The organism is Methylobacterium iners, assembly GCF_022179305.1.
In the GTDB taxonomy this organism is placed as follows: Bacteria; Pseudomonadota; Alphaproteobacteria; order Rhizobiales; family Beijerinckiaceae; genus Methylobacterium; species Methylobacterium iners.
In genome coordinates, this window is sequence record NZ_BPQP01000008.1 from 36,421 (window position 1) to 62,198 (window position 25,778).

The following is a 25,778-nucleotide window of genomic DNA, read 5'->3' on the forward strand; positions in this document are numbered from 1 at the left end:
GGAAAGAGGGACATCATCGATTGGGAAGGCGAGGTACGGGTTCGCCATCAGGCAGCCCGCCCGCCGGTGCCTTGCCCCTGGAGGGGCAGCAAAGTGTCATCGGGGCCGTACCAACGCGGCCAGATGTCGTGGCGGCGGATGCCGAGGAAGTCCGCAATGAGAAGTTGGCCCTTCGGATATCGCTTGTAGAAGGCCGAGTAGAGCGTTCCTCGGCTCAGACCATTGGCTCGAGAGAGGTCCGAGATTGAGGACCCACGGCGACGGATCTCGGCCAGAACGGCCTGTTGATCCCAGATCCGGGGCGGGGCAGTGCCACTTCTCGGCGGAGGGGTCACGCTATAACCTGCGTATTAAGACTCACTTGTTAGAACGATGCCTAATCTGGGATGCAGCGTCAACCTAGAACTGGCATTGCGCGGGATGATTTTGGTCGCAAAAAGCATCGACGATGCCAGAACGGACATCGCTGCAGCGCAGCGGCTGCGTGCGATCGTCGACGCGCACGGCGGCAACAAGGAATTCGCCCGGATTTCCGGCATCCCGTTGGGATCACTAAATAATTATTTGTCAGGCGTGGCGATGAAGCTACCGACGCTTATCAAGGTAGCGGATGCCGCTCGGATGACGCTCGACGAGGTTGTTGGCCGAGCCGTCACGCCGCAGCGTGTCACATCAGACACGACGGAACTCTTCATCCCGATCCCACATCTGGAGGTTCGCGCCTCCGCAGGCTCTGGGCTCGCTCCGATGATGGAGGAAGGTGATGAGGGCCGGCAGATAGCCTTCCGCAGTTCGTGGCTAAGAGCGCTCGGTATTGCGCCTCAGAACGCGGAGTTCCTGACTGCCGAAGGCGACAGCATGTGGCCGACCATTCACGACGGTGACCTGATGCTCGTCGACCGGGGCTATGGCGAGGTTGTGAACGGCAAGATCTATGTGCTGGTCGTTAATGGTCTAGTTGTGGTGAAGCGCGTCAGCCTCTTGGCGTTCGGCGGTCTAATGTTGATCGCCGACAATGAACGATATCCATCAGAAACAGTGCCGCGAAGCGAGGTCGAAAATCTAAATTTTCAGGCGCGTGTGGCTTGGTTCGGGAGGCCCATATGAAACGGATCGTCCTGACGCTTGGCCTGTTCTTGTCCGGCGCTGCGCATGCGCAGAACGCGCGCGACCACCTGACGACGTGTGCAACTGTTGCAAATGACGCCGCGTGCCAGGTGAGCCGCCAACAGTTCCGAGAACAGTTCCCCAAAGCCTATCGCGGTGACTACCAGAGCCAGAGGAACGTCGCCTTTTGTTTGCGCAACGGCTGTGACGGCAGCGTGTCCAACAATCCGACGCTCGCCTGCGCATGGCGGATGGTCATACTCCTCTCAGGATCAAGTCGCGTCGATGGAACCGATCAAGGAGCCTTCAAGATTGATTGTGGGCGCCTCGACGCTGCAGCAATGGAAACGGCCAAGGCTCAGGCGACCGTCATACAGGCGAAGATTGGCCAGCGCGGACGTTGATGCGCTGACGCTGTCCCCGCTGTTCACAGCATCTTTTTGGCCACTCTTGTTCCTGTTATGTTCTCAACTCAGTCTGCCGTTCTCACTTGGAAGGGACGGTCATGGCCAAGGGTTCGAGAGACACGTTCATTGTTCAAGGGTTTCGCCCCAAAGGACGAGGGCTAGAGGCGGAGCAGCCGCGTGAGGCGCGCGACGAGCCTCACGCGCTCTCTTTGGGCGAAAGACTAGCGAAGTCCAAAGCGGGGGTGGTGGTACTTAGGCGTTCCGGCGACACTGAATTGGGGGACTTCGAAGAACCGGTGGTGCTGGCAACCTACGGCCAGGTGCCCCTCATCTTTCGCGACCTGCCATTCTGACAGCCCGCGCTATCAGTTGGCGAACATCCCACTTAGCATCCCACCTAGCCAAGCGGCCTTTTCGACGCTTTTCTCTGTAAGCCTCAGGAAATCCTCAGTTTTTGGCCCGCTCCGGCAGCTAAGTGGGATGCTGTGCCAATCATCCCACTTAGCGACATCTCATAAGCGCCTCCCCTAGGAAGGCCCGGCCCTTCATCCCGGATTGAAGCTGGAACTGCGCCATTTGATCTTGCGCGAGACTGCCAAGCTTTCCGCGGCCGCTTCACCTCGCGATGTTGCTGATCCGCAAGGCAAATTAGCCCACTAGTTCCCACAGGATTCCGGCTAATCCCGCATACCCAGGCTGTGCCATTTGATCCTGCACTACACACTTGTCCGGGCTGGCGCCTCCTCAATGGTGCTGCTCGGCAGGTCTCCGACGTGGTAACCCGCGCGGGCCAGGCGCAGGCCGAGATCGGCATCCTCGGTGACGTTCCAGGCATCCCATCCATGGACCGCCCGCAGCGCCTCGGTGCGGAAATGCGTGGAGGTGCCGCCGAGCGGCGTCGGGAGCCGCCAGGCGGCCAGGGCCGGACCGAGCACGTCGAAGAGGGCGGTGTATTCGAGGGCAAAGCAGCGGGTGAGCCAGGAATCGCGGGCGTTGTCGATGACGAGGCGCCCCTGCAGGCAGGCCGTGTCGGTGGTCGTGCGGGCGAAGATCTCGGCGGCCGCTCTGAGCTGACCGGGATCGGGCACGTCCTCGGCATCGTAGACGACGAGGCAGGTGCCGCGCGCCAGCGGCAGGGCGGCGTTGAGGGCGCGCGGCTTGGTTTTCGGCAGGCCGGGCGGCACGACGATGACCTCGAACCGGGCCGGGAGCGAGGCGCGGGCGAGCGCCGCAGCGGTCTCTGTGTCCCCTGCCTCGATCAGGAACTTGATGTCCAGCTTGGTCAGGGGATAATCGAGCGTTGCCAAGGCCTTGACGAGGCGCGGCACGACGGCGGCCTCGCGGTGCAGCGCGACGAACACGGTGTAGATCGGAAGATCGCGGTCCGGCACCCGCGATCCGGCCCGTGGGGCGTCAAGACCGTCCCTGATCCCGAGCGCCGCGATCCGGAAGGTGAGCGTCCCGAGCGTCAGGAATTGCAGAACGACCCAGGCCGTCACAGCAACCGCCGGCGGCAGGAGCACGGCCGCGAGGAGGATTGCCCCGAGAACCATGCCGGCAATGGCCAGGAACGGTCCCTTCGGCGCGGATTTGAAGGCCCAATCGGGACGGTGCACCTGGAGCGCGTCGGCCGCATAGGCAGCGATGCCCTTGGGCATGGCGGCGAAGATCGCTGCGCGCAGCGACGAGGGCATCGTGATGGCTGGCAGACGGCGGGCTGGACTGCGGCCTTCGAGGAGTTCCACGATGGCCCTGCCGCGGGGTGCGAGGACGAGCGCGGCCGCGGATCCAGGCGCGAGAGGTGCGGCGCCGGCAATCAGGCTCTCCGGAAAGCGGGCGCCCTCGCCGAGGGGGATGTCGCCCGCGAGGAAGGGCGCCCCGAGCGCCCGGGCGAAGGCCCGATAGTAGGTCTCCTTCGCGATGAGCCCGGCATTCATGAGGGCCGTGGCCGCATCGCTCCCGCTTGCCCGGGCGTCGGCGACGGCTCTCGTCAGGACGGCGGGCGCGAAACCCTGCGCGAGGAGAAAGGCGATCTCCGGCGGCAGCGCCACCGCGTCGCGCAGCGGAAACCTGAAGCCCAGGATCGACAAAGGACCGGCTCCCGGCGGCTCCGGAACGTGCTAGGGAGGCAGGGTGAGCCCAATCGCCCCTGCCTGCAACCAGCGCATCACGCGTACAACTTCTGCGTCAAGGCGGGTGCAGGGCGCGTCCGTCGCTTTGCTGGTGATGGCGCTCCTGTTCGTCGGCACCGACGCGGCGCGGTCACAGGAGAAGCCCGCCACGGGCGTCACGATCCCGAATTTCTGGAACCCGCGCAGCCGGGGCGAGCGGATCGAGGCGCCGCAGACGGGACGCGCGATTCGCTTCCTCACGGATGACGAGTTCCCGCCGCTGCACTTCGCGGGTCCCGACGGCACCCCCACGGGCTTCGTGGTCGAGCTTGCCCGCGCCGTCTGCGAGCGCCTGTCGATCGCCTGCACGGTGCAGGCCCGGCGCTTCGACACGCTGCTCGACGCGCTGGCCGACCGGCAGGGCGACGTCGTCGCCGCCGCGATTCCCCTGACGCCGACGCTCCGCAGCCGGTTCCTGGCGACGCGGCCCTATTTCCGGTGGCCGGCCCGCTTCGCCGCCCGCTCGGACCGCGCCGCGCCGGCCCCCTCGGCGCAGGCGCTCGCCGGCCGGAGCGTCGCGGTGCTCGCCGGCAGCGCGCACGCGGCCTACCTCAAGGCCTTCTTCCCCGAGGCGCAGGCGAAGGAGTTCACCGATCTCTCCGCGGCGCAGGGCGCCCTGCGCCGCGGAGAGGCCGAGTACCTGTTCGCGGACGGGCTCAGCCTCGCCCTCTGGGTCGGCGGGATCGAGGCCGGGGGCTGCTGCGCCCTCGTCGGCGGCAGCTACCTCGAGAACCGCTATTTCGGCGAGGGGATCGGCCTCGTCACGAGGCAGGAGGATGCGGCGCTCGCGCGCGCGCTGGACGACGCTCTCCAACGGATCTGGGACGACGGGAAGTACGCCGAGCTTTACCTGCGCTTCTTCCCCATCAGCCCCTTCTAGCGGGGCCGGTCGATCGCCCGCCTCGCGTTGACCGGGGGGAGGGGGCTGCCTAGGGTGCCGGCACTCCCGCAAATCCCTGACAGACCGCGCGTTCCCGCCCCATGCCGTCCCCGCTCTCCCTCGACCCGGCCCTGATCGAGGCCGCCACCCATGCCGCCGCCTGGCCCTTCGAGGAGGCGCGCAAGCTTCTGGCCAGGATCGAGCGCAACCCGAAACCCGAAGTGCTGTTCGAGACCGGCTACGGCCCCTCGGGCCTGCCGCATATCGGCACCTTCGGCGAGGTGGCGCGCACCTCGATGGTGCGCCACGCCTTCCGGGTGCTGACGAAAGGCAGCGTCCCGACCCGCCTCGTCGCCTTCTCCGACGACATGGACGGGTTGCGGAAGGTGCCCGACAACGTGCCGAACCGCGAGCTTCTGCAGGCTCACCTGAACCAGCCGCTGACCCGGGTGCCGGACCCCTTCGGCACCCACGAGAGCTTCGGGGCGCACAACAACGCGGAGCTGCGCCGCTTCCTCGACGCCTTCGGCTTCGCATACGAGTTCCGCTCGGCGACCGAATGCTACCGGTCGGGCGTCTTCGACGCGACCCTGATGACGGTGCTGGAGCGCTACGACGCCGTGATGGCGATCATGCTGCCCTCGCTCCGCGCCGAGCGCTCGGCGAGCTACTCGCCCTTCCTGCCGATCCACCCGGTGACGGGCGAGGTGATGCAGGTCGCGATTGACGAGGTGCGGCCCGCCTCCGGCACCCTCGTGTGGCGGGACCCGAAGACGGGCGAGGCCTACGAGACCCCCGTCACCGGCGGGCACGCCAAGCTGCAATGGAAGCCGGATTGGGCGATGCGCTGGGTGGCGCTCGGCGTCGATTACGAGATGGCCGGCAAGGACCTGATCGACTCGGTCAAGCTCTCGGGTGAGATCGCCCGCGCGCTCGGGGCCGAGCCGCCGGAGGGTTTCAACTACGAGCTCTTCCTGGACGAGAAGGGCCAGAAGATCTCGAAGTCGAAGGGCAACGGGCTCACCATCGACGAATGGCTGGTCTACGGCACGCCGGAGAGCCTGGCGCTGTTCATGTACAACAAGCCCCGCGAGGCCAAGCGCCTGTTCTTCGACGTCATCCCGCGCCACGTCGACGACTACCTGAACTTCCTGGAAAGATTCCGGGGACAGGAGCCGAAGCTCCAGCTCGGCAACCCCGTCTGGCACCTCCATGCCGGCGATCCGCCGAAGCCCGAGGCGGCCGGCGGCACGCTGACCTTCGCCATGCTCCTCAACCTCGCGGCGGTGGCCAACACCGAGGATCCGGGCGTGCTCTGGGGCTTCATCCGGCGCTACGCCCCGGATCTCAGGCCGGAGAGCCATCCGGGGCTCGACCGCCTGGTCGGGCACGCGGTCGCGTACTTCCGCGATTTCGTGCGTCCGGCCAAGACCTACCGCGCGGCGAGCGAGCCCGAGCACGCGGCGCTCGCCGACCTCGCCGCGACGCTGGCCGACCATGCCGGCTCGACCGATCCGGAGGCGCTGCAGGCCGTGGTCTACGAGGTCGGGCGGCGCCACTTCCCCGACCTGAGCGGCAAGGCCAAGAGCCCCGACGGACGGCCCGGCGTCTCTCAGGCTTGGTTCACGGCGATCTACAACGTGCTCCTCGGGGAGGCACGCGGCCCCCGCTTCGGCTCGTTCATCGCCCTCTACGGCGTCGCCGAGACGCGGGCGCTGATCGAGAAGGCGCTCGCGGGCGCGTTCCTGCCGCAGGCCGCCTAGGCGCGAGGCGGGCGCCGAGAAGACTAGCGTCCGCCGGGCGCGGCGTCGGCCCCTAGCTCAGGCCGAGCTTCGCCCCGCGGCGGTTCACGATGCCGAAGCGCAGCACGGCCTGCTCCAGGTAGTCGATGGCATCGATGAGATGGCGGCGGGCGGCGGCGATTTCGTCCTCTTCGTCCGGCGGGGTCTCGGCGAGCTTGACCGAGGCGATCAGGACGCGATCGCGTTCCTCCTCGATCCGGCGATCGCGCTCGACATTCCCGCGGATATCCGCGTCGAAGGCATCGATGACCGCCCAGGGCAGGTCGTCCTTCTTGATCGATCCGGGAAAGTTCAGCGCCTGCCGGCGCGCTCGGGTCGCAGCCTGGCCGATATGATCCGCGAGCGTGGTCGTCATTCCGTCACCCATCCTCGGAGCGTCGCCCGCACCCGGTCGATCTTCAACCCGTGAACGCCGTCGGCCAAACTCTCGGTCTTCCTGCGCGATCGGAATGAATCCGCTCCGACTCAGCGGCCTGACAGGAAGGAGGCGGCCTTGGCGCGGATCACCTCGGCCGCGCGCTCGACACCGGCGCGGTCAACGTCGAGATGGGTCGTCGCGCGGATCCGGTAGGCGCCGATCGCGCGCACGCGGACATCCTCGGTGAGGCAGGCACGCGCGAACTCCGCGGCGGTGACGCCGAGGCCTTCGACGGAGAAGCACAGGATGTTCGACTGGCCCGCCGTCGGGTCGAAGGCGAGGCCGGGCAGGTCGGCGATGCGCTCGTGGAGCAGGCGGATATGAGCGTTGTCGCGGCCCAGCTGCTCGACGTGATGGTCGAGGGCGTAGAGCCCGGCGGCCGCGATCACGCCCGACTGGCGCATGGCGCCGCCGAGCCGGTACTTCCAGCGCCAGGCCTCGACAATGAAGTCTTTCGAACCGCAGAGCACCGCGCCGACCGGGCAGCCGAGGCCCTTGCTGAGGTCGAGCCAGACGCTGTCGAAGCCATCCGCGTACTCCGCCGCCGGGATGCCGGTGGCGGCGACCGCGTTGAGGAGGCGGGCGCCGTCGATATGGGCGATCAGCCCGCGGTCATGGGCGATGTCGCGGATGCGGCGCATGTCCTCGAGGCGCCAGACCGATCCGCCGCTGAAGCTCGTCGTCTGCTCGACCGAGACGAGCGCCGAGCGCGGCGCCGTCCGCCCGGGCGTGCGGATCGCGGCCTCGAAGGCCTCGGGCGTGTAGATGCCCGCGGGCGTGCGCAGCGGCGCCACCGAGACGCCGCCGATGGCGGCGGCGCCCGCGGCCTCCGTGTTGTAGATGTGGGACTGATCGTCGACGATGATCTCGTCGCCCGCTCGCGTCTGGACCAGGATCGAGACGAGGTTGCACATCGTGCCGGACGGCATGAACACGCCGTCGGCCTTGCCGAGCAGCGCGGCGACGCGGGCGCAGAGCTCGCGCGTGGTCGGGTCGTCGTTCGACTGCTCGTCGCCCACGACTGCGCGGGCCATCGCCTCGCGCATCCCGGGCGTCGGCCGCGTCTGCGTATCGCTGTAGAGATCGATCATCTGAAGGGTCCTTCGGCCCACTGAACCCGGCGCGGATGAGGGCGGTTTAGCCGTCTCGGGTCGTCGGGACCATGCACCCCGTCGTTCCGTCACCGCGGGCGCCGGGAGAGGCGGGACGGATCGCCGCTTCCGTGTTCACGCCCCTGGAATACCGTATTACGTAGGCGGCGACCGGCAAGACAATCCTGTGAAGCAAGGTTCGAGGGCAGCGATCCATGGCAGCGACGGCTGAGCCCGCGACGACCCCCCGCGCGGCGGGGCGAAACGGTGCGGGCCTAGCCCGGCGTCTCGCCGAGGCGGTGCGGGGCGAGGTCCGCTTCGACGCCTTCACGCGCGGGCGCTACGCCACCGACGCCTCGATCTACCAGATCATGCCCGCGGGCGTGGTCTTTCCCAAGAGCAAGGCCGACATCGCCGCGACCCTGAAGGTCGCGGCCGAGCACGACGTGCCGGTGATCCTGCGCGGCGGCGGCACCTCCCAGAACGGGCAGCCGATCGGGCGGGGGCTTATCGTCGATTGCTCGCGCCACTTCAACGGCATCCTCGCCTACGACCTGCAAGCCGGCACGATCACGGTGGAGCCCGGCATGGTGCTCGAGCACCTGAACGCGCGAGTGAAGGCCGACGGCTGGTTCTTTCCCGTCGAGCCCTCCACCGCGAGCCGCTGCACCATCGGCGGCATGGCCGGCAACAATTCCTGCGGCGCCCGCTCCCTGCGCTTCGGCAAAATGAGCGACAACGTCCTCGCCCTGGACGCCCTGTTCCACGACGGCGAGCCCTTCGGCTTCGCGCTCACCGGCAACGACGCCTCGGGCGTGCGGGGCTCGGCGCGGGCCGAGGACCTGGCCGCTCGCATGCTGGCGCTGGCGGAATCCGAGCGTGAGGAGATCCTGGCGATGTATCCGCGGGTGCAGCGCCGGGTTGGTGGCTACAACCTCGATGCGCTGATCGAGCCGCGCCCGAACCTCGCCCATCTCCTCGTCGGCTCGGAGGGGACGCTGGCCGCCACGACGAGCGTGACGCTCAAGCTCTCGCGCCTGCCGATGCACCGGGTGATGGGGGTCTGCCACTTCCCCTCGTTCCGTGCCGCGATGGAGACCACGAAGGCGATCGTCGACCTGAACCCGGTCGCAGTCGAGCTAGTCGACAACAACGTTCTCGTGCTCGGCGCCGACATCCCGCTCTTCCGCACGACGCTCGCCGACATCACGCGGGGCAGGCCGAACTGCCTGCTGCTCACGGAATTCGCCGGCGAGGACCGCGACGCGCTGTTGGGCGACCTCAAGCGCCTCGATGCCTGCATGAGCGATCACGGCTTCACGAACGCCGTCGTCGAGGTGCCCGAGCCCGCGCGCCAGCGCTCGGTCTGGGAGGTGCGGGAGGCCTGCCTCAACATTATGATGTCGACGAAGGGCGACGCCAAGCCCGTCTCCTTCATCGAGGATTGCGCGGTGCCCCTGGAGCACCTCGCCGACTACACCGACGCGGTCACCGACGTGTTCACGCGGCACGGCACGCGGGGCACCTGGTACGCCCACGCCTCGGTCGGCTGCCTGCACGTGCGCCCGATCCTCGACATGAAGCAGGGCGGCGACGTCGCCAAGATGCGCTCCATCGCCGAGGAGGCCTCCGCCCTCGTGCGCCGGTTCAAGGGTTCGTATTCGGGCGAGCACGGCGACGGCATCTCGCGGTCGGAATATGTCGAGCCGCTGTTCGGCGCCCGGCTGACCCGCGCGTTCGAAGCCGTGAAGGACGGCTTCGATCCCGACAACCGCCTGAATCCGGGCAAGATCGTGCGCCCGCTGAAGATGGACGACCGCTCGCTGATGCGCTTCGCGCCGGGCTACGCCGTCACCGAGCCGGTGAAGCCGGCTCTCGACTGGTCCGATTGGGGCGGCTTCGGCGGCGCCGTCGAGATGTGCAACAACAACGGCACCTGCCGGAAGCGCGTCGGCGGGGCGATGTGCCCGTCCTACCGCGCGACGGGCGAGGAGCAGCACCTCACCCGGGGCCGGGCGAATTCTCTCCGCCTCGCGATCTCCGGCCAGCTCGGGCCCGAGGCCTTCACCAGCCACGAGATGAAGCGGACGCTCGATCTCTGCGTCTCCTGCAAGGCCTGCCGCCGGGAATGCCCCACCGGCGTCGACATGGCCAAGATGAAGGTCGAGTTCCTGCACCACTACCATGCTCGCCACGGTCTGCCCCTGAAGGAGCGGCTGGTGGGCGAGCTGCCGCGCTATGCCGGCGTGGCGGCCATGCTCGCCCCGCTCCTGAACCTGCGCAATCGGGTGCCGGCCCTGGCGCGGCTCGCCGAGCGGGTGGCCGGGATCTCGGCGCGGCGGACCCTGCCGCCCTGGCGGCGGCCCTGGCGGGAGGAGGGGGAGGCGGCCCACCCCACCGACGTGGCCGGCGAGTTCCGCGACATCATCCTGTTCGGCGACACCTTCAACCGCGCCTTCGAGCGCGAGAACCTGGAGGCGGCCGAGCGGGTGCTGCTCGCGGCGGGCTACCGGCTGCACAAGGTCTTCCCGCACAAGGGCAAGCGGCCGCTCTGCTGCGGGCGGACCTACCTCGCCTCGGGCCAGACCGATAAGGCGCGAGCGGAGGCGCGACGCACCCTCGACGCTCTTCTGCCCTTCGTGCGGGCCGGGGCCCGGATCGTCGGGCTGGAGCCCTCCTGCCTGCTCACCTTCCGCGATGAGTTCGCCGCGCTCCTACCCGGCGAGGACAGTGCGCGGCTCGGCCAGAGCAGCCTGCTCTTCGAGGAGCTGCTCGCGGCCGACCTCGCGGCGGGACGGATCACGCTGCCGCTGGCGGACCAGGGCGGGCGCGTCGCGCATCTCCACGGGCATTGCCACCAGAAATCCTTCGGCGCGATGGGCGCGGTGGAAACCGTTCTGCGGGGCGTGCCGGGGCTCGACGTCCGGGTCATCGAATCGAGCTGCTGCGGCATGGCCGGCGCCTTCGGCTACGGCCGGGACACGATCGACGTGTCCTTCGCCATGGCCGAGCTGTCGCTGTTCCCGGCCCTGCGCAAGACCGGTCCCGACGACCTCGTCATCGCCGACGGCACGAGCTGCCGGCATCAAATCCACGACGGATTGGGGTTGGAGGCGCAGCACGTGGCGCGGGTGCTGGATGGGGCGCTCAAAGCGGCGTGAAGGATCGAAACCCTCGGCTTCTTCCCTCCTCCCTCTGCGGGGGAGGGTTCGCGATTGGCTATCCCACCGTCTCGCGCACGACGCCCCGTTCGAAAAACCCCTCGATCGCCGCCTCGTCGTACCCCGCCTCCCGCAGGATCGCGCGGCTGTGCTCGCCGAGCAGGGGCGCCGGCCCGTGCACGCGGCCCGGTGTCTCCGAGAACTTCACCGGAAGCCCCAGGGTCTGCATCGCGCCGATGCGGCTGTGGTCGACCTCGACCACCATCTCGCGCGCTTGGGCCTGCGGATCGGCGTGCATAGCGAGCACGTCGAGGACGGGGCCGGCCGGGACGCCGCCGGCCTCGAGCCGCGCGAGCCAGATCTCGGACGAGGCCGCGTGGAAATAGGGGCCGAGCCGCTCGGCGAGCGCGGCCCGGTTCTCCAGGCGGTCGGCGTTGCGGGCGAAGCGCGGGTCGTCGGCGAGCGCCTCGGCGCCGAGCACCGCGAGCAGACGCAGCCAGTTGGTCTGGTTCGCCGCGCCCACCGTGATCCAGCCGTCGGCCGTCCGGAAGGCCTCGTAGGGCGCGTTGAGCGGGTGGGCCGAGCCCATGGGCGTAGGCGCCACGCCGGTGGCCATCGCAATGGCGGATTGCCAGTAGGTCAGGGTGATGCCGGCCTCGAACAGCGAGGTGTCCACGGCCTGGCCCTCGCCTGTCTTGAGACGGTGGGTGTAGGCCGCGAGCACGCCCATGGCCGCGAGGATGCCGGCCGTGATGTCGGTGACGGGCGCGCCGCACTTCATCGGCGCCTCACCCGGTCCGGTGCCCGTCACCGACATCAGCCCGCTCATGCCCTGCGCCACGAGATCGAAGCCCGGCCACTCCGCGTAGGGACCGCTGCGCCCGAAGCCCGAGAGCGCGCAGTAGATGAGCCCCGGGAACTCGGCCTTCAGCGTCTCGTAGCCGAGCCCGAGGCGTTCCATGGTGCCGGCGCGATAATTCTCGATGAGCACGTCGGCCTCCGCGAGCAGCCGGCGCAGGATCGCGACGCCTTCCGGGCTCTTGAGGTCGAGGGCGATGCCGCGCTTGCCCCGGTTCATCATCATGTAGGCGGCGCTCTCGCCCTGGATCACCGGTGGGACCGAGCGGCGGGTGTCGTCGCCGCCGTCGATCTTCTCGATCTTGATCACCTCGGCGCCCATGTCGCCGAGCATCAGGCCGCAGACCGGACCCGCCATGATGTGGGCGAGCTCGATCACCCTGAGGCCGCGCAACGGACCGTGCTTTCCCGACGCGCTCTGCGCCATGCTGCCCCCGTTCGTCCGTGGCCTCCCGCGAGAGGCGCAATCCTTGCCGCGCAGCCCGGTCTCGGGATCGATCCATCAAGCCTTTGATGATTCGAAGCGATTGCCGGGGATGTCAGCCCCTTGAACGCTTGGTATTTGTAATACAAGCTCGCTTTGACGGTGAGGCGTCCATCCCGGCCGGTTGCCAACGGCTCCCAAAGCCTCATACCTGTCGCAGGATGACGGTGCCGAGAAGAGCACCCTTGAGAGGAAGACGCCCATGAGACGCTTCGTGACGGCGGCCGTGCTGGCCGCAGCGCTGCCGGTCGCGTCGGCCCAGGCCTGGGAACCGACCAAGCCCATCGAGATCATCGTGCCCTTCCCGCCCGGCGGCTCGTCCGACCAGATGGCGCGCACGATCCAGGGCGCGATCCAGAAGAACAACCTCGTCTCCCAGCCGATCATCATCGTGAACAAGCCGGCCGCGGCAGGCGGTGAGGCGATGCTCGACATCCAGAAATCGGCGGGCGATCCCCACAAGCTGATCACCACCTCGAGCGGCATCTACATGACCCCGCTCGCGACCAAGCTCCCCGTGAGCTGGAAGAACTTCACCCCCATCGCGATGATGGCCCAGGACGCCTTCCTGCTCTGGGTGAACGCAAGCCAGCCCTACAAGAACGCCAAGGACTTCGTGGAGGCCGCCAAGAAGGCCAACCCGCCGCTCAAGACCGGCGGCAACGGCTCGAAGCGCGAGGATCACCTGATCTCCGTCACGATGGAGCAGGCAGCGGGCATCAAGATCACCTACATCCCCTATCAGGGCGGCGGGCCGTCCTCGGTCCAGCTCGCGGGCGGGCATATCGACGCCAACATGAACAACCCCGCCGAGGAGATCGCCAACTGGCGCTCCGGCGCCGTCAAGCCCCTCTGCGTGTTCTCGGACAAGCCGCTGGCGTACAACCAGAAGATCACCGCGGACATGTCCTGGGCGGACGTCCCGACCTGCGTGTCGCAAGGCCTCGACGTGAACTACCAGATGCTGCGCGGCATGTTCATGCCGGGCAAGGTCACGCCGGAGCAGCAGGCCTTCTACGTCGAGCTCTTCCGGAAGGTGACGGAGACGGCCGACTGGAAGGCCTATGTCGAGCGCAACGCCCTCGTGCCCGACTTCCGCTCCGGCCAGGCCTTCGTCGACTTCCTCACGACCGACGAGCAGAAGCACAAGGACCTGATGGGCAAGGCCGGCTTCATCGGCACGAACTGAGCCCTGCGGCGGGTCCGGACCACCGGGCCCGCTCCTCCTCTACCGGAACGAGTTGATGATGGCGGATGCCTCTGACACGGCTCCCGAGGCCGGCCTGTCGCGCCGGGTCGTGGAGATCCTCGTCGCCCTGATCCTGATGGGCCTGGCGGCGATGGTGCTGTGGGATTCCTACGAGCGCGGCGCGGGCTGGGACGGCGGCCCGCAGAACGGGTTCTTCCCCGCCCGCGTCGGCTGGATCCTGCTGATCGCGGCGGTGGCCGCCCTGGTGAGCGCGCTCAGGCGCGAGGACAGCGTCTTCGTCACCTACGGCCAGCTTCGCATGGTGGCCTCCGTCTTCCTGCCGCTCCTCCTCTACGTGACCGGCATCGAGTTCCTGGGCCTCTACGTGGCCTCGGCGCTCTTCATGGCGCTGTTCATGATCATGCTCGGCGATTTCCGCTGGTGGCAGACGCTCCTCGCCGTCGTCGCCGTGCCGCTCATCGCCTTCTGGGTGTTCGAGGTGCAGTTCCGGCTGTCCCTGCCCAAAGGTCCCGTCGAGGCGATGCTCGGCTACTAGGCCGCCGATAGAGAGACCGAGGAACCGCCATGGACGATCTCCACCAGCTCCTGTTGGGCTTCCAGGTCGCCCTGTCCTGGACCAACGTCATGTTCATGGTCGTCGGCGTGCTGCTCGGCATCGTCGTCGGCGTGCTGCCGGGGCTCGGCGGCCCGAACGGCGTCGCGATCCTGCTGCCGCTGACCTTCGGCATGGACCCGACCTCGGCGATCATCCTCCTGTCCTCGATCTACTGGGGCGCGCTGTTCGGCGGCGCCATCACCTCGATCCTGTTCAACATCCCCGGCGAGGCCTGGTCGGTGGCCACGACCTTCGACGGCTATCCGATGGCCCAGCAGGGCCGGGCGGGCGAGGCCCTGACGGCGGCCTTCACCGCCTCCTTCATCGGCGCGCTCGCCGGCGTCGTGCTCATCACCTTCGTCGCCCCGCTCGTCGCCAAGTTCGCCCTGCGCTTCGGGCCGGCCGAGTTCTTCGGGGTGTTCTTCCTGACCTTCTGTTCCTTCATCGGCATGGGCAAGGAGAACAAGGCCAAGATCGTCGCGTCGCTCGCCATCGGCTTCCTCCTCGCCGCGGTCGGCCTCGACACCATCTCGGGCGACCTGCGGCTCACCTTCGGCGTCAGCGAGCTGATCAAGGGCTTCGACTTCCTCGTCGTCGTGATCGGCCTGTTCGGCGTCTCCGAGATCCTGCTCACCATCGAGGAGGGGCTGCACTTCAAGGGCAAGAAGGCCGCGATCGACCTCAAGGTGGTGCTCCGCACCTGGGCCTCGCTGCCCCGCTACTGGGCCACCCTGATCCGCTCCTCCGTCGTCGGGATGTGGATGGGCGTGACGCCGGGCGGCGCGATCGCGGCTTCCTTCATGGGCTACGGCCTCGCCAAGCGCTTCTCGCGCACGCCTGAGAATTTCGGGCGCGGCGAGATGGAGGGCGTGCTCGCCCCCGAGACCGCGGCCCACGCCGCCGGCACCTCGGCGCTGCTGCCGATGCTGGCGCTGGGCATCCCGGGCTCGGCCACCGCCGCGGTGCTGCTCGGCGGCCTGATGATCTGGGGTCTCCAGCCCGGTCCGCTGCTCTTCGTCGAGAAGAAGGAGTTCGTCTGGGGCCTGATCGCCTCGATGTATCTCGGCAACGTCGCGGGCCTTCTCATAGTGCTGGCCACGGTGCCCGTCTTCGCCGCGATCATGCGCATTCCCTTCGCGCTGGTGGCCCCGATCATCCTCATCGTCTGCGCCATCGGCGCCTACACGGTGGAATCCTCGCGCTTCGACATCTGGCTGATGCTCGTCTTCGGGGTGATCGGCTATGTGTTCAAGAAGCTCGATTACCCGCTGGCACCCCTCGTCCTCGCCCTGGTGCTGGGCGACCGCGCCGAGGACGCCTTCCGCCAAGCGCTGCTGGGCTCAGGCGGCGACCTCTCGGTCTTCTTCTCGAATGGGCTCGTCTCGACGCTGATGGTGGTCGGGCTGCTGCTCCTGTTCTGGGGGCCGCTCAGCGCCGGACGTCGCCTCGTCATGGGCAGGATCACCCCGACCCAGTCCGCGCCGACCTCGCCACGCGGTTGAGGGCGCCGCGCGAGGCGGGCCGACGACTTAGAGTGGCGTGCGCGCGAAGAGGAAGGTTGCCCCGTGGATCACGCGCCCGTCTCGGGCTCGAGACCGGCGGCGCGGATGCCGGCCACCGCGCAGATCTCGTCGTTGTCCGAGGTGTCCCCCGAGATCCCAACCGCGCCGAGCAGGCGGCCGTCGCCCGCCCGGATCAGCACACCGCCCGGCACGGGCACGAGGGCGGCGGGGCCGATGACGTGGCTCACGGCGGCCACGAAATGCGGCTGCGCTTCGGCCCGCGCCGAGATCGCCCGTGAGCCGATGCCGAGCGCGAGGGCGCCGTTGGCCTTGCCCAAGGCGACCTCCGCGCGGCGCAGCGAGGTTCCGTCCTCCACCTGAGCGGCCTTGAGGGCGCCGCGGGCGTCGAGCACGACGACGCCAAGCGGCTTCAACCCGGAGGTTCGTGCCTGTTCCAGGGCCCGCGAGACGATGGTCTGGGCAGCCGCGAGGGTGAGGTCGATCATGTCGTTCGGCCGAAAAAGGAGGTGTCGGGAAAGGCGGGGCGTTCGGTGTAGGGGCCTAGATAGGACGCGCCCCTGTCAGGGCTACACGGCGAGGAGCCGTCCGGAATGCGTCGCCGCATCGTCGCGGATCGCCTGCTACGGAGGGGCGAAGGCCGACGCTTGGTACGGGATCACACTCTGGGTGAGATCGCCGGAACGCCGGCCGGGCCGCCGCATTCTACGCACACCTCGCGCTTCTGCGCACATCCATGGGACGCGTGAATGCACAATCACATCAAGTCCGATCGCTGCGCCTGGCCGTCCGTGTCGAAGCAGCCCGGATACGGCACCGCCCACCTGCACAACCGCGAGCGCCAGAAGGCGGCTCCCGTCGGATCGAGGAATCAGAACACGCCGGCGCGCGGGGACGCGCTCGGCAAGGTGGTCCCACCCTCCGATTTCGAGAGCTTCGGCTCGTTCTCGGGCTGAAGGCCAGGACGAGATCGCGCGGCATCCGACCGATACCCTTGCACCGATACCCTTGCATTGCCCGCTCCGGCCCTGCTCTAACCGGCGGCATGGGGATTCGATGAACTGGCGAGCCGAGCGCATGGGTTGGAAGCGACGACACCTGGCAACGACCGTGCTGCTCATGGCGGGCGCGTGGTCCTTCGAGGTCTCTGCCGGCTGCACCCGGCAGATCATCAACCGATCCGGCTACGTGCTGGCGGTCTCTCAGAACGGCGGCCCCGCCTTCACGGTCCGGCCGCATACCGCGCGTGCCGTTCGGCTGTCGGACCCAGGAAGCCTCGATCTCACGGCCCATTGCCCGGGCAGCCGTCTCTCGGGGCTCGCGCCGGCCGCGTCCGTCGCCGAGGCCAGCTTCAGCTACAACGCCGTTCTGGACCGCTGCTACTTCGACATCGGCCCCGACTTCTTCGCCGGGGAGCTGGGCCGGGGCTTCCTGCCGAGGGCCGACACGCAGCCCTTCACGCTCAACAACCCGCGACAGGGCGACATCGTCCTCAGACCCTTCGCCGCCGCCTGTCCCTCGGTTCGGTAGGGGCCGCTCCGGGCTGACGCCAGTCCGTAGGGACCGGCGGTTTGTCGGATGCCCCTAGCCACGCTTTCATCCAGTCCCATAATGTCGAGCGGCGGGGCAGGGCGGCGTATGCCTCCCGAGGCACCGGCCCAAGGCGACAGACGGCGAGGAGACGAGGACAGATGGCATTCTTCCTGGGCATCGGCGGCCCCTGGATCATTCTGATGGTCCTGGACCTCTTCTGGACGAAGCAAGGCCTCGAGCCCTCGTCGCCCGACCGGCGCGAAGGATTGCAGGAGCGCCTGGAACATCTGCTGCAGCGGCGGGACAAGGTGCCCTCGCGGGCGCGGGACCGCCATCCGCGTCCGCCGAGCCCGGACCATGCAGGCACGTCCTCGGCATCGAACAGCTACCTCAACCCGGGGCCGATCGCGGACGCGCCGCAGCCGGCACCGTAAGGCCGGGGCCTTACTGCCGGGGCCTTTGCAGCTTGACGACGGTGCTCTTGGGGGCGCCGATCGGCTTCAGGGGCGCCCTGGCCTCCAGGGCCGCGCGAGCGAGGTCCTGAGGACGCGGCGCACCGTTGGCGATCCGCTTCAGTGCCTCCGCCATCTCCTCCATCATCTGCGCCGCCTCGCCCTCCAGCGTCTCCTCGGCCCTAACGCCGTGGAGTTCCGGCGCGATCTCTTCGGCCGCTTCGCGCAACTGCTCGATGAGGATGGCGGGAGAGTACCGCTGGGACGTCGTGTGAGCCATGCCGGGAGCATGGCAGGCGCCCTCCGGCCCGGCAAGCCGAGGAGACGGGCCTCGCCTCGTCCCCAGGCCGACCGCGAGCTGCCGGAACACCGCCGCGGGCTCCCCGGTTGCCATGTCGCAGCGCACGCCGACTGCCGAGGCAAACACCATGATCGGACCAGCCGAGCTGGAGGACATCAGGCTCGACCTCGAAGCGGCCGAGCAGGAGCGCTGGGCGCTCGCCGAAGCCGCGGAGCGGCCTTACCCCAAGCCGGAGGCGGGGGCGAACCCGGAGCGGCAGGCGGTCGCGTAGAGCCGGGATGCGGCGCAAAACCTCGCGCCGCTGACAGCCAGGCTGATCCGACGAGAGCGAGGTGAAAACGCTCAGGAAATCGCGGGACACCTCCGGCGCTTCCGCGGGACTGGGGCAGCCGCGGCTCAGCTGCCCGCCAGAACGAGTCGAAGGGAACGGGCAAGCTCGTCGCGGCGGTAGGGCTTGTTGAGCACAGGCAATTCGCCGTGGCCGATCACCTGCCCCTCGTCGAGATTGGCGACGTAGCCCGAGGTCAGCAGAATTTTGAGATCCGGCCGCAATCGCCGCGCTTCCACGGCTAGCTGCGAGCCGTTCATGCCGCCCGGCATCACCACGTCCGAGAACAGGATGTCGATGCGCTCCACGCCTCTCAGGTGCTCGAGCGCCTGGGCGGCGTTGCGGGCGACGATCACCCGGTAGCGCAGCTCCTCCAGGCTCTCGACGGCCATGGCGAAGACCTGCTCGTCGTCCTCCACGAGCAGGACGGTCTCGCCGTCACCGGCACGCCTGAGGGGAAGGGTGCTGACCGACCCGGTCCCGGTCTCCTCGCCGGCCGGATCGGAGGAGCGCGGGAAGAACAGGTTCACCGCGGTGCCCCGGCCGATCTCGGACTCGATGGTGACGAAGCCCTTGGCGCTTCGGGTGAATCCGTAGACCTGGCTGAGCCCCAGGCCCGTTCCCTTGCCGACCTCCTTGGTGGTGAAGAACGGTTCGAACACGCGCTGCAGCATGTCGGCCGGAATTCCGTCTCCGGTGTCGGTCACCGACACGAGGACGTAGGAGCCGGGCGGCACGCCCTTGTCGGCCACGGCCCCGGTGTCGAGGTGGATGTTGCGGCTCCTCACCGCGATCCGCGGAGCCGCCACGCCGGTCTCCATGGCATCGCGCGCATTCACGATGAGGTTCAGCACCGCGGATTCGAACTGCGCCGGATCGATCCGGATCGGGTCGACGGTCGGATCGAGGTCGAAGGCGAGCTCGACGGCGCCCCCAGCCGCGCGCTCCGCGAGCGGCCGGAAGTCCAGGAGCAGGCGGTTGGGATTGAGGGTCTGCGGCCGCAGCATCTGCCGGCGCGAGAAGGCGAGGAGCTGCTGGGTGAGCTGCTCGCCCCGGCGTGCGGCCGTCATGGCGGCCTCGGCGAGACGCTTCACGCGGTCAACCTGCTCCGGCCGGCGGATCATCATGTCGAGCCCGCCGACTATGACGGTCAGGAGGTTGTTGAAATCATGCGCGACCCCGCCCGTCAGCTGGCCGATGGCCTCCATCTTCTGGGCCTGGCGCAGGGCATCCTCGGTGATGCGCTGATCCGTGCGGTCGAGCAGAACTCCGGCGATCCGGGCAGGGTGGCCCGCGGCGTCGAAGCGGACCTGCCCCCGCAGGGCGACCCAGCGCACCGCTCCGTCCGTTCGCGTGATGCGGCATTCCAGATCCAACGCCCCGGTTTGCGGCGCCTTGGAGAAGGCCGCCTCCACCGTCGCGCGGTCGTCCTCGACCACGTGGGCCAGGAAGGTGTCCTGCGTCCAGGGGAAGCTCTCCCCGGAATAGCCGAAGATGGCCTCGAACCGGGGAGACCGTCGGGAGGTGCCGCTCGAGAGATCGAGGTCCCACGATCCCATGCCCGCCGCGTCGAGGGCGAAGGCCAGGGTCTCGCGGGCGGCCTCGACCTCCTCGGTCCGCTCCAGCACCCGGCGCTCCAGCCCTTCGTTGAGGGCGCGAAGGTGTTCCTGCGTCCGTTCCCGCTCCTGCAGGAGGCTTCGAGCCTGATATTGCCGCCGGCGGGCCCGCAGGGCCGACGCCGCGGCACTCGTCAGCGTCTCCGCATTGATCGGACGCTCCAGGAGCACGACGTTTCCCAGCCGCGCGAGGATCCCGGCGGCGCGCTCCGACCGGCGGCCGCTCTGGCGCGTGGCCAAGACGATGAAGGGGAAGTCGGACCAGGCCGGCTGCCCGTCGAGCCAGGCGACGAGCGGGACCGTATCGGCGTCGGCCAACGCCTCCTCGGTGACGAGGGCGGCGCCCGCGCCGGCCCGCAGGCATTCCACCCAATCCGGGATGGCGGCGCAGATTGAGGTCAGGTGCTCTGCCCGCTCCAGGACCTGCTGGATCACGGCCGCGTCGCGCCCGCGCGGCGCGAGGATGACGATGCGGCCTTCCTCATCCATGAATGGCAGTCTCACGCGTTGCCGGTCGCGGGTGGGTTGCCGCTCAGCAGCCGCACCTTGCCGGCATACGAGGGCAATCCGGTGAGAACGCCCTCGAAATCCGCCAGCGCCTCCCCGACCTGGAGCCCGTGGGAGGTGAGCTTGAGTTCGCGGATCGTGTGCTCGTGAGGGTTGACGCGGCTCTTGACCACGGAGAGGGCTGCGCGGATCTCGCCCTTCGCCTCGAAGTAGCGGAACAGCAGGATCGCGTCGCTGAGGTAGCTGAGATCGACGTCCGATTGCACGTCCCCGATGATGCCGTGCTGGCCCAAGACCAGGAGGGTCGTGATCCCCTGCTGGTTGAGGTAGTTCAAGAGCTCGTGCATCTGCAGGATCAGGAACTCCTCGCCCGGCATGGCGTGGAGATAGGCGTTGAGGCTGTCGACCACGACGAAGGTCGAGCGATGCTCCTCCACCGCCATGCGCACCGCGGCAGCGAACTCGCCGGGCGCGAGCTCGGCCGGATCGACCTGCTGGATGGTGAGCCGACCTGCCGCGAGATGCGGCTCGAGATCCATGTTCAGTGCCGCCGAGCGCGCCAGCAGGGTGGCCAAGCCCTCGTCGAACAGGAAATACGTCGCCCTGTCGCCCCGCTCCAGCGCCGCCACCATGCAGCGCACGCCCGTCGTGGTCTTGCCTACGCCCGAGGGGCCGAGCAGCAAGGTGTTCGTGCCGGGCACCAAGCCGCCGCCCAGAAGCAGGTCGAGCTCAGCGGAGCCAGTAGAGACGGATTTGGGATCGAAGCTCGCGTGATGCTCGGCGGCGATCAGGCGCGGGAAGACGCGCAAGCCGCCCGTATCGAGGATGAAGTCGTGGTAGCCGCCACGGAACTTCATGCCGCGCATCTTCACGATTCGCAGACGGCGCCGCTCCGACCCGAACGCCCGCGGTGCCTGCTCCAGGGAGATCACGCCGTGGGCGATGCTGTGGAGCTGCTGGTCGCCTGCCTCGGACGTGCGGTCGTCGAGCATCAGGACGGTGCAGTTGCGCCGGGCGAAGAACTGCTTCAGCGCCAGGATCTGGCGGCGGTACCGCAAGGGGCTCTGCGCGAGCAGGCGCAGCTCTGAGAGGCTGTCGAAGACGACGCGGGTCGGCGTGAGCGCCTCGACGCGCTCGATCACCTCCCGCACCGTCTCGCCCAGTTCGACCTCGGACGGATGCAGGACCGATTGCTCGCTGTCCGGATCGAGGCCGAGTTCGTTGACGAGCTCGTAGAGCTCGATCCCATCCAGCGACCAGCCATGGGTGGCCGCCGCGGCACGAAGTTCGTTGGCGGTCTCGGAGAGCGTGACGTAGAGGCCGCGCTCACCGCGGCCGGCTCCGTGGAGAAGGAACTGCAGGGCCAGCGTGGTCTTGCCGGTCCCGGGCGTTCCCTCCAAGAGGTAGAGCCGGTCGGCCGTAAGCCCGCCGCCCAGGACGTCGTCCAGGCCGGCGACGCCGAGCGAGACCCGGGTCGGCGGGATCAGTTCGCGGGTAACGTCGCTCATCAATTCGAGACCATGGGGAGGGTTGTCCCGCGGCGACCCGGGGTCGCGGAACAGGGATCGGCTTCCCGTTACAGACGAGCTTGGGCCACGAAAGGTTCCGCTCCGGCCTCGTTCGGAGGGGTTGGCCCGCACCATCTTCCAGGCCCACGGACCCGCGTTCCCTGGCCGTTCCCTGCCTCACGCGAGGCAGGACGCGCGAACGCGTTTCGCCTCGTTCAGGCCGGCTCCCGCCCCGCTCTCGCCCGCCCATCGAAGCGGGCGCCGATCTCCTCCTGCGTCCGCCACGCGGCCACGCAGACGCGGTACTCGCCCAGGTTGCCGACCAGCACGAAGGTTTCGGGCACTCCGCTGGTGTCCGTCATCGTCAGGCGCACGCCGTCGTCGGAGCGATCGTAGATCATGCACGCAATCGTGGTATGTTCATCGACCGCAATATGCCCGTCCTCGTCGATCCGATGACGCGGCGATGCTCGGCGCTCCTGCATCCTCGACACTCCAAACCCTTCCATGACGGGAATTTTGCTCGCCTCGTCCTAAAGGCGCGTGTCGGCGATGCATCAAAATGCTTCGGCTTTCCGGAGGACCTGCCCGTCAGGAGCCTGCTCGGTTTACTCCCCCCCATCGACGAACGCGACGCCGATCTCGGTCTGCTTGCGCCAGGCGACCCGCACCGGGTGGCGCTCCCCGGCAGGCTCGATGAGCAGCGTGAAGTGATCGGGAATGCCGACGATGCTCGGAACTTGTAATCGTGCCCCGGTCGCGGAGCGGTTACGCAGCATGCAATCGATGACGCCACCGCCTCCGAGCATGATCTTGCCTGACAGGAGAGTGCGCATCCTTGGCGCGGTCCGCCGCTCGTCCATCTTCGTCTCGCCCCTGTCGCGTCGAGACTCTTATCGGGTGCGCGAGAGCTGTCGAGTCGATGGTGGTCCAAGGCAGGGAACATCATCGCCCCGCCACCCGCCCCCGAACGCTACCCGGCCTGCGCGGCCCGGCACGTCTATCCCTCGGCCGGGTCGGATTGTCCCGTCTTCGCGCCGCCGCTCGGATCCGTGGCATCCTCCCCCGACGCATCGGGATCCGTGCGGCCTTGAGGCGTCAGCCGCGGGGCCGCGATATCGGTCTCATCGGCCTGCGACTTGGGCGGCTCGGTCGGCTTGGTCGCGGGCATCGGCGCTTTCCTTGGGGTGAGGCACGAAAGGGGGCTGGTTCGACCCGCTCTCCCGTCAACGTAACTCCGCTCAGGCGGGCTGATCCTTGCGCACCCCGTCATCGGCCGAGCGCCGTGCCGTTTCCTCGGCCTCGGTGCCCGGCCGCTCGCTCGGGCCGCCGGGTGTCTCCTGCACCTTGCCCGTCGCCGTATCGCGGGGCGAAGTCGCCAGTCCCTGGGCCTTGACCCCCGCGCCCTGCGCCAGGTGCCCGCTCCGCTGATCGTAGGAGCTGTTGGCCATCGTCTCGGACGCGTTCTTCGGATCGTCGGACATGCGATGCTCCCAGTGACTGGGATCAACGCTCCGACCCCGAGGCGGTTCGATGAACGGCGCGGACGGAGGCGGCGATCCCTTGGAGCACCGGGCGCGTTGCCCGCGACGGGTCCGTGGTCGGGGCGGTCGGCAGCTGGCTCGCGGCGCTGCGGCGGACGTCCAGAGACCGTCCGACGAGAGGTTCTGTCGCAGGCTCCTCGACGCGCGCCCTGCGTTGCCTGCTGTCGGAAGAGGAGACCCACATGGCAGCCAACGACAAAGCGACGTCCTACACCCTCAAGCAGGCGATGGCCGTGAAGGTCGGCGACCACGTCGAGATTGCGGTGGAAGCGCAGGACGGGACCAAGTTCAAGATCGTCGCCACGGCCGAGCAGCTCGATGTTCTGACGGGGGATCTGGAGACGATCCTCGACAAGGATGACGCGGAGGCATAGGCCGCCGGGCAAGACTCCCTATCGCGATCCTGTCGTACCGATCGAAGACGGCCACGGAGTCGGGGAATGCGCGCGGATGGACGCGCATGCCCCTCCCGTGGCCGTTGCTCAAGTGGATTTTAGAACATCGCCACGAGGGCCACTCCGGCCACCATCAGAGCGGCACCGAGCACCCGCCAGACCGTCGCGGGGTGCTCCTGGAAGCCGACCCAGCCGAAATGATCGAGCACGACGGAGGTGACGACGCCCGCGGTGACGAGGATGCCGAGGAAGGGTGCCGCACCGATCTGTCGGGCCACGAACAGCTGGGAGCAGATCAGCAGGGCGCCGAGCATGCCGCCGAACCAGGCCCACCAGGGCACCTGCGTGACCTGTTCCTGACTGGGCAGAGCGAGCCGGCCCGTTGCGAGCCCCGTCGCGAGAAGGGTCGTGCCGCTGACCAGAACAACGACGAGGCCGGCGACGAAGGGCTGTTCCAGCGTCTTGGCGAGCGTGGAGTTCGGTCCAGGCTGGATCGCGTTCCCGATGCCGGCGAGGATGGCGAGGCCGTAGAGGTACCACATGGCATGTCCTGAAAAAGGGAAGCTTCCCTAGGACACGGTCCACATCCGGTCCGCAAGCCGAACGATACCCTCGGACCCGCCTGTTCCGGCGCGCCGTTAGGCTTGCACGCAACCAGCCCCGGGCTCGTCTCAGCGGCCGAAGGGACACCCGGCGCGGCACGGGAGGCGCGCCTGTTCTCGGCGCGTGCCGCCTCTCCTGGCTTGCGCCGGCCACCATGAGCCGACGGACCTCACGGCCGCGAGGGCAGGGTGCTCGCGAGCTGGGCGGTGGAGATCATGCTGTTGTAGTCGTTGACGATCCAGGTCAGGTCGCGCCCAGCCCCGCGCCGGGCGTCGCCCTTCGCCGCGGCCAGCTTGTCGCGAAACTCCCGCAGCTTGCCGAGCCAGGAACGCGGACGCGACTCGAAGGACGAGAGGGCGCCCGGCTCCGCCGCGACATAGGCATCCAGCTCCCTGACCGCGCCGGCGTAGCCGGCGAGTGCAGCCTCGAAGGCCGGCATGTCGACGACGGGCCTCGCATCGCTGGGCAGCAGGGGAAGAATGGATCGCGCCCGGATCATGACGTTCATCACGTGCCAGCGCGCCTTGCGGCCCTCGCGTCGTTCGACGAGCGCGAGCTCGGTCGCGTCGCTGCGCTCCTTCTCGCGGGCGAACAGGGCTTCGAGCCCGGCCCGCTCGGCGAGGAAGGTCTGGGCGGCGGGCGCCAGGCGGGCGTGGAGGGCCTTGCCCTCCGCCATCTTGTCCTCCTTGTAGTCCTGGCGCTCGTAGTACCCGTTGGCCTGCGTGGTGATCGGCGCGAGGGTCTCGTAGGCGGCGATGTAGGGCCCGATCTTGGCGTCGAGCTCGGGCATGGCCGGCGGCTTGCTCACGGCGGCCCGTGCCCGCTCGATCTCGCCACGCACGTCGTAGAGCGAGTAGAGGCCGTAGATGATACGCTCGCGCCCGGTCGGGCCGGTTCGCATGTCGGCCCAGCTCGCATAGCGCGTGATCGACTCGGAGGCGCGCAGGGTGCGGTTGAGCAGGGCCACGTAGGCGTTCAGCTTGCCCACGATGGCCTGTGAGGCGGCGAGTTCCGCATCGGCCTCGGCAGCCTTCGGCTGGGCGCTGGCGGGCGAGCTGAGGGCGAGCCCGACCAGCAGAACCACGCGAATCCAAGTCCTCACTGCGCGAACCTCCTCTCTTGCGAGGGCAGACATACCCCTCCCGCGCCGCCGAAGACTACGGCGGATTGGACTGTGCGGCGCCGATCCTGGTGAGCGTCAGGCGCGGAGCCGGGCGGCGAGCCTGATCCGCATCGCCCGCGGTGCGGTTGTCGAACCAATGGCCTCGCGGCACGTTTGACGCTGCC

At 68.6% G+C, this 25,778-nt stretch carries 29 protein-coding genes; 14 read left to right on the forward strand and 15 right to left on the reverse strand.

Annotated elements, in window-relative coordinates:
* Positions 1-47: 47 nt before the first annotated feature.
* Entirely contained in the window at positions 48-335 is a 288-nt protein-coding gene (locus MFF55_RS27065) for a helix-turn-helix domain-containing protein (RefSeq protein ID WP_373874704.1), read from the reverse strand.
* Positions 336-372: 37 nt separating this feature from the next.
* On the opposite strand from MFF55_RS27065, the gene MFF55_RS03050 reads away from it, so the two are divergent.
* From MFF55_RS03050 to MFF55_RS03060, 3 genes are all read left to right on the forward strand, one after another.
* A complete protein-coding gene (locus MFF55_RS03050) occupies positions 373-1,107 on the forward strand; it encodes a LexA family transcriptional regulator (RefSeq protein ID WP_238242611.1) in 735 nt (244 codons plus the stop codon).
* Positions 1,104-1,511 carry a hypothetical protein gene (locus MFF55_RS03055; RefSeq protein WP_238242612.1) on the forward strand — a complete coding sequence of 136 codons (408 nt, stop codon included), beginning with the start codon at positions 1,104-1,106 and terminating at the stop codon, positions 1,509-1,511. The genes MFF55_RS03050 and MFF55_RS03055 overlap by 4 nt, the downstream gene beginning before the upstream one ends.
* Positions 1,512-1,612: 101 nt before the next feature.
* A complete protein-coding gene (locus MFF55_RS03060) occupies positions 1,613-1,867 on the forward strand; it encodes a hypothetical protein (RefSeq protein ID WP_238242613.1) in 255 nt (84 codons plus the stop codon).
* 363 nt (positions 1,868-2,230) lie between these two features.
* Here the strand turns inward: MFF55_RS03060 and MFF55_RS03065 are convergent, their stop codons facing one another.
* Entirely contained in the window at positions 2,231-3,604 is a 1,374-nt protein-coding gene (locus tag MFF55_RS03065; protein ID WP_306421377.1) for a glycosyltransferase, read from the reverse strand.
* 136 nt (positions 3,605-3,740) lie between these two features.
* On the opposite strand from MFF55_RS03065, the gene MFF55_RS03070 reads away from it, so the two are divergent.
* Both MFF55_RS03070 and MFF55_RS03075 read left to right on the forward strand, forming a co-directional pair.
* On the forward strand, positions 3,741-4,565 hold the full coding sequence (locus MFF55_RS03070) for a transporter substrate-binding domain-containing protein (RefSeq protein WP_238242656.1): 825 nt from the start codon (positions 3,741-3,743) through the stop codon (positions 4,563-4,565).
* Positions 4,566-4,666: 101 nt separating this feature from the next.
* Complete coding sequence (locus tag MFF55_RS03075) at positions 4,667-6,328, forward strand: lysine--tRNA ligase (RefSeq protein WP_238242614.1); 1,662 nt, start codon at positions 4,667-4,669, stop codon at positions 6,326-6,328.
* A gap of 52 nt (positions 6,329-6,380) precedes the next feature.
* Here the strand turns inward: MFF55_RS03075 and MFF55_RS03080 are convergent, their stop codons facing one another.
* Both MFF55_RS03080 and MFF55_RS03085 read right to left on the reverse strand, forming a co-directional pair.
* The gene (locus MFF55_RS03080; RefSeq protein ID WP_238242615.1) at positions 6,381-6,722 is read right to left on the reverse strand and encodes a hypothetical protein; all 342 of its coding nucleotides are present in this window, start codon (positions 6,720-6,722) and stop codon (positions 6,381-6,383) included.
* A 110-nt stretch (positions 6,723-6,832) separates the two neighbouring features.
* A complete protein-coding gene (locus tag MFF55_RS03085) occupies positions 6,833-7,876 on the reverse strand; it encodes a threonine aldolase family protein (RefSeq protein WP_238242616.1) in 1,044 nt (347 codons plus the stop codon).
* Between the two features lie 215 nt (positions 7,877-8,091).
* On the opposite strand from MFF55_RS03085, the gene MFF55_RS03090 reads away from it, so the two are divergent.
* Positions 8,092-11,037, forward strand: a complete 2,946-nt coding sequence (locus MFF55_RS03090) for an FAD-binding and (Fe-S)-binding domain-containing protein (RefSeq protein WP_238242617.1) — start codon at positions 8,092-8,094, stop codon at positions 11,035-11,037.
* Positions 11,038-11,095: 58 nt separating this feature from the next.
* Here MFF55_RS03090 and MFF55_RS03095 read toward each other — a convergent pair whose 3' ends face one another.
* A complete protein-coding gene (locus MFF55_RS03095; RefSeq protein ID WP_238242618.1) occupies positions 11,096-12,322 on the reverse strand; it encodes a CaiB/BaiF CoA transferase family protein in 1,227 nt (408 codons plus the stop codon).
* A gap of 259 nt (positions 12,323-12,581) precedes the next feature.
* Here MFF55_RS03095 and MFF55_RS03100 point away from each other — a divergent pair, with 259 nt between their 5' ends.
* Genes MFF55_RS03100 through MFF55_RS03110 form a run of 3 tightly spaced genes read left to right on the forward strand, consistent with a single transcriptional unit; the run spans position 12,582 to position 15,686 of the window.
* Positions 12,582-13,568: a Bug family tripartite tricarboxylate transporter substrate binding protein gene (locus MFF55_RS03100; protein ID WP_238242619.1), complete on the forward strand. Its 987-nt coding sequence runs from the start codon at positions 12,582-12,584 to the stop codon at positions 13,566-13,568.
* Positions 13,569-13,626: 58 nt separating this feature from the next.
* Positions 13,627-14,124, forward strand: coding sequence for a tripartite tricarboxylate transporter TctB family protein (locus MFF55_RS03105; RefSeq protein WP_238242620.1), 498 nt, complete (start codon positions 13,627-13,629; stop codon positions 14,122-14,124).
* Between the two features lie 29 nt (positions 14,125-14,153).
* Entirely contained in the window at positions 14,154-15,686 is a 1,533-nt protein-coding gene (locus MFF55_RS03110; protein WP_238242621.1) for a tripartite tricarboxylate transporter permease, read from the forward strand.
* Positions 15,687-15,754: 68 nt separating this feature from the next.
* Here MFF55_RS03110 and MFF55_RS03115 read toward each other — a convergent pair whose 3' ends face one another.
* Positions 15,755-16,192 (reverse strand): GlcG/HbpS family heme-binding protein, encoded by a 438-nt coding sequence (locus MFF55_RS03115; RefSeq protein WP_238242622.1) that lies wholly within the window; start codon positions 16,190-16,192, stop codon positions 15,755-15,757.
* 261 nt (positions 16,193-16,453) lie between these two features.
* Between MFF55_RS03115 and MFF55_RS03120 the strand changes: the two genes are divergently transcribed.
* The 3 genes from MFF55_RS03120 (at position 16,454) to MFF55_RS03130 (ending at position 17,671) form a co-directional block, all read left to right on the forward strand.
* Complete coding sequence (locus MFF55_RS03120; RefSeq protein ID WP_238242623.1) at positions 16,454-16,660, forward strand: hypothetical protein; 207 nt, start codon at positions 16,454-16,456, stop codon at positions 16,658-16,660.
* 121 nt (positions 16,661-16,781) lie between these two features.
* The gene (locus MFF55_RS03125) at positions 16,782-17,234 is read left to right on the forward strand and encodes a hypothetical protein (protein ID WP_238242624.1); all 453 of its coding nucleotides are present in this window, start codon (positions 16,782-16,784) and stop codon (positions 17,232-17,234) included.
* Positions 17,235-17,395: 161 nt separating this feature from the next.
* Positions 17,396-17,671, forward strand: coding sequence for a hypothetical protein (locus MFF55_RS03130; protein ID WP_238242625.1), 276 nt, complete (start codon positions 17,396-17,398; stop codon positions 17,669-17,671).
* 10 nt (positions 17,672-17,681) lie between these two features.
* Here MFF55_RS03130 and MFF55_RS03135 read toward each other — a convergent pair whose 3' ends face one another.
* Positions 17,682-18,119: a hypothetical protein gene (locus tag MFF55_RS03135; RefSeq protein ID WP_238242626.1), complete on the reverse strand. Its 438-nt coding sequence runs from the start codon at positions 18,117-18,119 to the stop codon at positions 17,682-17,684.
* Between MFF55_RS03135 and MFF55_RS03140 the strand changes: the two genes are divergently transcribed.
* The gene (locus MFF55_RS03140) at positions 18,118-18,261 is read left to right on the forward strand and encodes a hypothetical protein (protein ID WP_238242627.1); all 144 of its coding nucleotides are present in this window, start codon (positions 18,118-18,120) and stop codon (positions 18,259-18,261) included. The two genes, MFF55_RS03135 and MFF55_RS03140, sit on opposite strands and share 2 nt — an antisense overlap.
* Positions 18,262-18,386: 125 nt before the next feature.
* Here MFF55_RS03140 and MFF55_RS03145 read toward each other — a convergent pair whose 3' ends face one another.
* From MFF55_RS03145 to MFF55_RS03170, 6 genes are all read right to left on the reverse strand, one after another.
* A complete protein-coding gene (locus tag MFF55_RS03145) occupies positions 18,387-20,423 on the reverse strand; it encodes an ATP-binding protein (protein WP_238242628.1) in 2,037 nt (678 codons plus the stop codon).
* A gap of 11 nt (positions 20,424-20,434) precedes the next feature.
* Positions 20,435-21,949, reverse strand: a complete 1,515-nt coding sequence (locus tag MFF55_RS03150; protein WP_238242629.1) for an ATPase domain-containing protein — start codon at positions 21,947-21,949, stop codon at positions 20,435-20,437.
* 215 nt (positions 21,950-22,164) lie between these two features.
* Positions 22,165-22,350, reverse strand: coding sequence for a hypothetical protein (locus MFF55_RS03155; protein ID WP_238242630.1), 186 nt, complete (start codon positions 22,348-22,350; stop codon positions 22,165-22,167).
* A 207-nt stretch (positions 22,351-22,557) separates the two neighbouring features.
* Positions 22,558-22,812: a PilZ domain-containing protein gene (locus MFF55_RS03160; RefSeq protein WP_238242631.1), complete on the reverse strand. Its 255-nt coding sequence runs from the start codon at positions 22,810-22,812 to the stop codon at positions 22,558-22,560.
* 137 nt (positions 22,813-22,949) lie between these two features.
* Positions 22,950-23,120, reverse strand: a complete 171-nt coding sequence (locus MFF55_RS03165; RefSeq protein WP_238242632.1) for a hypothetical protein — start codon at positions 23,118-23,120, stop codon at positions 22,950-22,952.
* Between the two features lie 70 nt (positions 23,121-23,190).
* A complete protein-coding gene (locus MFF55_RS03170) occupies positions 23,191-23,433 on the reverse strand; it encodes a hypothetical protein (protein WP_238242633.1) in 243 nt (80 codons plus the stop codon).
* Positions 23,434-23,675: 242 nt separating this feature from the next.
* Between MFF55_RS03170 and MFF55_RS03175 the strand changes: the two genes are divergently transcribed.
* Positions 23,676-23,867: a hypothetical protein gene (locus MFF55_RS03175; protein ID WP_238242634.1), complete on the forward strand. Its 192-nt coding sequence runs from the start codon at positions 23,676-23,678 to the stop codon at positions 23,865-23,867.
* Between the two features lie 119 nt (positions 23,868-23,986).
* Here MFF55_RS03175 and MFF55_RS03180 read toward each other — a convergent pair whose 3' ends face one another.
* Both MFF55_RS03180 and MFF55_RS03185 read right to left on the reverse strand, forming a co-directional pair.
* A complete protein-coding gene (locus MFF55_RS03180; RefSeq protein WP_238242635.1) occupies positions 23,987-24,430 on the reverse strand; it encodes a DMT family transporter in 444 nt (147 codons plus the stop codon).
* A 230-nt stretch (positions 24,431-24,660) separates the two neighbouring features.
* On the reverse strand, positions 24,661-25,575 hold the full coding sequence (locus MFF55_RS03185; RefSeq protein WP_238242636.1) for a YiiG family protein: 915 nt from the start codon (positions 25,573-25,575) through the stop codon (positions 24,661-24,663).
* Positions 25,576-25,778: the final 203 nt, after the last annotated feature.

What these genes read in the sequence shown, in the direction of transcription:
- MFF55_RS03075 (WP_238242614.1), top strand. Translation starts at nt 4,667, where the DNA reads ATGCCGTCCCCGCTCTCCCTCGACCCGGCCCTGATCGAGGCCGCCACC.
- MFF55_RS03105 (WP_238242620.1), top strand. Translation starts at nt 13,627, where the DNA reads ATGGCGGATGCCTCTGACACGGCTCCCGAGGCCGGCCTGTCGCGCCGG.
- MFF55_RS03050 (WP_238242611.1), top strand. Translation starts at nt 373, where the DNA reads ATGCCTAATCTGGGATGCAGCGTCAACCTAGAACTGGCATTGCGCGGG.
- MFF55_RS03140 (WP_238242627.1), top strand. Translation starts at nt 18,118, where the DNA reads ATGATCGGACCAGCCGAGCTGGAGGACATCAGGCTCGACCTCGAAGCG.
- MFF55_RS03175 (WP_238242634.1), top strand. Translation starts at nt 23,676, where the DNA reads ATGGCAGCCAACGACAAAGCGACGTCCTACACCCTCAAGCAGGCGATG.
- MFF55_RS03085 (WP_238242616.1), bottom strand. Translation starts at nt 7,876, where the DNA reads ATGATCGATCTCTACAGCGATACGCAGACGCGGCCGACGCCCGGGATG.
- MFF55_RS03150 (WP_238242629.1), bottom strand. Translation starts at nt 21,949, where the DNA reads ATGAGCGACGTTACCCGCGAACTGATCCCGCCGACCCGGGTCTCGCTC.
- MFF55_RS03135 (WP_238242626.1), bottom strand. Translation starts at nt 18,119, where the DNA reads ATGGTGTTTGCCTCGGCAGTCGGCGTGCGCTGCGACATGGCAACCGGG.
- MFF55_RS03080 (WP_238242615.1), bottom strand. Translation starts at nt 6,722, where the DNA reads ATGACGACCACGCTCGCGGATCATATCGGCCAGGCTGCGACCCGAGCG.
- MFF55_RS03115 (WP_238242622.1), bottom strand. Translation starts at nt 16,192, where the DNA reads ATGATCGACCTCACCCTCGCGGCTGCCCAGACCATCGTCTCGCGGGCC.
- MFF55_RS03180 (WP_238242635.1), bottom strand. Translation starts at nt 24,430, where the DNA reads ATGTGGTACCTCTACGGCCTCGCCATCCTCGCCGGCATCGGGAACGCG.
- MFF55_RS03170 (WP_238242633.1), bottom strand. Translation starts at nt 23,433, where the DNA reads ATGTCCGACGATCCGAAGAACGCGTCCGAGACGATGGCCAACAGCTCC.
- MFF55_RS03110 (WP_238242621.1), top strand. Translation starts at nt 14,154, where the DNA reads ATGGACGATCTCCACCAGCTCCTGTTGGGCTTCCAGGTCGCCCTGTCC.
- MFF55_RS03165 (WP_238242632.1), bottom strand. Translation starts at nt 23,120, where the DNA reads ATGCCCGCGACCAAGCCGACCGAGCCGCCCAAGTCGCAGGCCGATGAG.
- MFF55_RS03130 (WP_238242625.1), top strand. Translation starts at nt 17,396, where the DNA reads ATGGCATTCTTCCTGGGCATCGGCGGCCCCTGGATCATTCTGATGGTC.
- MFF55_RS03145 (WP_238242628.1), bottom strand. Translation starts at nt 20,423, where the DNA reads ATGGATGAGGAAGGCCGCATCGTCATCCTCGCGCCGCGCGGGCGCGAC.
- MFF55_RS03160 (WP_238242631.1), bottom strand. Translation starts at nt 22,812, where the DNA reads ATGGACGAGCGGCGGACCGCGCCAAGGATGCGCACTCTCCTGTCAGGC.
- MFF55_RS03055 (WP_238242612.1), top strand. Translation starts at nt 1,104, where the DNA reads ATGAAACGGATCGTCCTGACGCTTGGCCTGTTCTTGTCCGGCGCTGCG.
- MFF55_RS03120 (WP_238242623.1), top strand. Translation starts at nt 16,454, where the DNA reads ATGCACAATCACATCAAGTCCGATCGCTGCGCCTGGCCGTCCGTGTCG.
- MFF55_RS03100 (WP_238242619.1), top strand. Translation starts at nt 12,582, where the DNA reads ATGAGACGCTTCGTGACGGCGGCCGTGCTGGCCGCAGCGCTGCCGGTC.
- MFF55_RS03095 (WP_238242618.1), bottom strand. Translation starts at nt 12,322, where the DNA reads ATGGCGCAGAGCGCGTCGGGAAAGCACGGTCCGTTGCGCGGCCTCAGG.
- MFF55_RS03155 (WP_238242630.1), bottom strand. Translation starts at nt 22,350, where the DNA reads ATGATCTACGATCGCTCCGACGACGGCGTGCGCCTGACGATGACGGAC.
- MFF55_RS03090 (WP_238242617.1), top strand. Translation starts at nt 8,092, where the DNA reads ATGGCAGCGACGGCTGAGCCCGCGACGACCCCCCGCGCGGCGGGGCGA.
- MFF55_RS03060 (WP_238242613.1), top strand. Translation starts at nt 1,613, where the DNA reads ATGGCCAAGGGTTCGAGAGACACGTTCATTGTTCAAGGGTTTCGCCCC.
- MFF55_RS03070 (WP_238242656.1), top strand. Translation starts at nt 3,741, where the DNA reads ATGGCGCTCCTGTTCGTCGGCACCGACGCGGCGCGGTCACAGGAGAAG.
- MFF55_RS03125 (WP_238242624.1), top strand. Translation starts at nt 16,782, where the DNA reads ATGGGTTGGAAGCGACGACACCTGGCAACGACCGTGCTGCTCATGGCG.